Raw genomic sequence first — 3,181 nt, forward strand, 5'->3', positions numbered from 1 at the left:
AAATAGCCACCGCCATCCTGACTATCAGCCCCAAACAAAGCGCCCGCAAAAAAGTCCATTTGAAAAAGTCCAGCCCATCGTCAGCTTTTTTTACACTTTCTCTAACTGGCTCATATAAATTGCATAACCGTTAAAAAAAACATCCTCATTTCAAGCCTTTAGCAAGTTAGGCATGGTTGGTGCATTAATGCTGGCCGAGGAAGATTTGATCATTAACTCCGAAAAAATCGGACTGTAACCAGACAACACGCAAGGAACCCCTACCATGAAAAAGCTAACACTACCCCTGGCCGTCATGGCCACCCTCGCCGCTGGCTCCGCCAACGCATTGGTAATCGATGATTTCAATGGCGACACTTATAATGGCAGCGCCGGCGTGAGCCTTCCGGTGCTTTCTAACGATCCCGCCGGCAACTCTTCCAGTGGTTATGCCCGAGACGTAAGCATCACCAGCACGGGCGATTTCACTGACATACAGATCGACACCGTCACCAACCCCGGCGTCTACGCCCACAGCCAAGGCTCCGGCGTCTTCGGCACCTCCGTCCTCAACTTCGATCTGGGTGGGGCTCTCGATCTGACCGTGGGCGGCACCCAGAATGCCTTCCGCCTTACCCTGACGGCGACCGACCTCAACGGTACGTTTGGTGTCGCCATCAATGGTGGAGCGTTCACCAGCATCACCACCAACGCGGTACTCGTCGCCAGTGGTCTTGTCCTGCCCGCCTACGCGGACTTCCTGTTCTCGCAGATCTCGGGCGACGAAACCACCGCCACGTCCGTGCAGATTAGGATCGACGGTTCTAGCCAATCCGCGCTGGATATCTCCATCGACACCCTGGGCACCGCCTGCTCCGGCCTGGGCACCAGCGGCGGCAGTGGTTCCGTCGCAAGCGGCGGAAACAACGGCACCTGCGGCACGCCGCCGTCCGTACCTGAAATCGACGCCATCTCCGGCACCGGCGCACTGACGCTGATGGCGGGCGCACTGGCCCTGGCGGGCGAACGCCGCCGTCGCCGCAGCTAATAAAGCGGCTGGCTCAATCGAGCATCAAAACGCCGACCCTCGGGTCGGCGTTTTTGTTTGCCTCACCATTCCGATCTTCGTATTCTTGCAGGCATGTCGCAAGAACACCCCTCTTCCTCCCCATCAGATTCCACAACCTTAACGCCTGGGCGGGTGCTGCTCCGCTGGGGGCTGCTGGCGGGCGCGCTGGCGGCGGAGATACTTTTCCTCTCGGTCAGCTTCGACACCGCCGTCTTTGAAAAGGGCGACAACTGGTGGAGCCAGCTCGCCAACAACTCGCCCATCTTCATGCGCATCGGCTTCGCCGCCCTGGCCGCCTTCCTGCTGATTGTCTATCCAAGGCTCGGCGCCCTCGCCAGCGAGGGGCTGCGATGCGCCAAGACCCAAACATTCAGTTGGCTGGGGTGGCTGCTCTTGCACAGCGCGGCCTTCGCCGTTTTTTTCCAATTAACCGGAAGCATGTTCGAGGCCGCCGCGACCGGCACCTATCCGCCCGTTTCCCAAGTCGCCCAATGGGTGCTGGCGGCGACCGCGATGCTGGCGCTGTGGCTGCTGGCGGCCGCGCCGCTCGGCTATTGGTTGAGGCTAGCGAGCCGTGAATGGCTGGCCGTGCTGGGTGCCGCCTCGGCGGGTGCCGCCGCCTGGGGGCTGGGAGAGCTTACCCGCGAATTCTGGCGTCCCCTCGCGGCGGGCACGTTCTGGCTGTCCAAAAACCTGCTCGGCTTGGTTTACAAGCATGTCCTCTACGACGAGACCGATCACGCCCTGGGCACGCCCGGCTTCCTAGTCAACATCGCGCCGCAATGCTCGGGCTACGAGGGCATCGGCCTGGTCGCGGCCTTCCTCATCCTTTACCTGTGGCTGTTCCGGGAACGGATGCGCTTCCCCCACGCCCTGCTGCTGTTTCCCCTGGGCGCATTGACCATCTGGCTCGCCAACGCCGTCCGCATCTCCATCCTCATCATCCTGGGAACCTCCTATTCCCGCGAGGTGGCGTTGGGCGGCTTCCATTCCCAGGCCGGCTGGATAGCCTTCGCCGCCATCGCCTTGGGACTCGTCGTCCTGACCGAGCGCTTCAACCTGTTGACCAAGGCGCCCCATCCCAAAGGGCATCCCATCCAGGAACACCATGACCTCATGGCCCCGGCCCTGCTGGTTCCCCTGCTCGTGTTGATGGGGTCGGTCATGCTGACTTCGGCGCTGTCCGACGGCTTCGACTGGCTCTATCCATTGCGGCCCATCCTCACGGGCATCGCCCTGTGGCGCTACCGAAATGCCTATCGGCAGTGGGACTGGGGCTGGTCGCGAGCCTCCCTCGCCATGGGCGGGGGCGTGTTCCTGGTTTGGCTGTGGCTGGAGCCGGGGCCCACCCACTCGGCCATGGCCGATGGCTTAGCCAAGCTGCCACCGAGCGCCCAAAGTGCTTGGCTGGCGTTCCGGGTCGTCGGATCGGTGCTGCTGGTTCCGGTGGCCGAGGAGCTGGCCTTTCGCGGCTATCTGACCCGCCGCCTGATCGCGGCTGATTTTGAGAAAATCCAGCCCAACCATTTCACTTGGCTGTCCTTCGTGGGGTCGTCGCTGGCCTTCGGCCTAGCCCACGACCGCTGGCTGGCCGGAACCCTGGCGGGCATGGCCTATGCGGGGGCGGTCTACCACCGGGGTCGACTGGGGGACGCCATCGTCGCCCACATGACGACCAATGGCCTGATAGCCCTGTACGTCCTGGCCTTCGGGCGCTGGTCGCTGTGGTCCTGAAGCAGAAAAAGCCCCGCCCCATACACATGGCGCGATTGCCCTACGCCGACGAACAGGGCAATCGCGCCATTGGGTGATGGAAACGGCCGAAGACTTGTTCAAGAAGCGGGGCATGGTCAACCAGGCATTGAAGCGGCGTAAGCCGGGCTTCAACGAGACCCACCATGGCTTCCGCACCTTCGCGAAGCTGCTGGGATTGGAGTTCGACGAGAAGTCGGGGGCTACATCATCAAGGGCCTGGGACGGGAAGATTGACGGAAATAGCCACCGCCATCCTGACTATCAGCCCCAAACAAAGCGCCCGCAAAAAAGTCCATTTGAAAAAGTCCAGCCCATCGTCAGCTTTTTTTACACTTTCTCTAACTGGCTCATATAAATTGCATAACCGTTAAAAAAAAC

Annotated in this window: 3 protein-coding genes; all 3 read left to right on the top strand. The window is 61.2% G+C overall.

Annotated elements, in window-relative coordinates:
- Positions 1 to 265: 265 nt before the first annotated feature.
- The 3 genes from ACXWUF_RS21085 (at position 266) to ACXWUF_RS21095 (ending at position 3,158) form a co-directional block, all read left to right on the top strand.
- Entirely contained in the window at positions 266 to 1,027 is a 762-nt protein-coding gene (locus tag ACXWUF_RS21085; protein WP_458503383.1) for a VPEID-CTERM sorting domain-containing protein, read from the top strand.
- A gap of 153 nt (positions 1,028 to 1,180) precedes the next feature.
- A complete protein-coding gene (gene xrtE, locus ACXWUF_RS21090) occupies positions 1,181 to 2,782 on the top strand; it encodes an exosortase E/protease, VPEID-CTERM system (RefSeq protein ID WP_458503384.1) in 1,602 nt (533 codons plus the stop codon).
- Positions 2,783 to 2,858: 76 nt separating this feature from the next.
- Entirely contained in the window at positions 2,859 to 3,158 is a 300-nt protein-coding gene (locus tag ACXWUF_RS21095; RefSeq protein WP_458503385.1) for a hypothetical protein, read from the top strand.
- Positions 3,159 to 3,181 lie beyond the last annotated feature (23 nt).

The organism is Methylomagnum sp., from assembly GCF_054333355.1.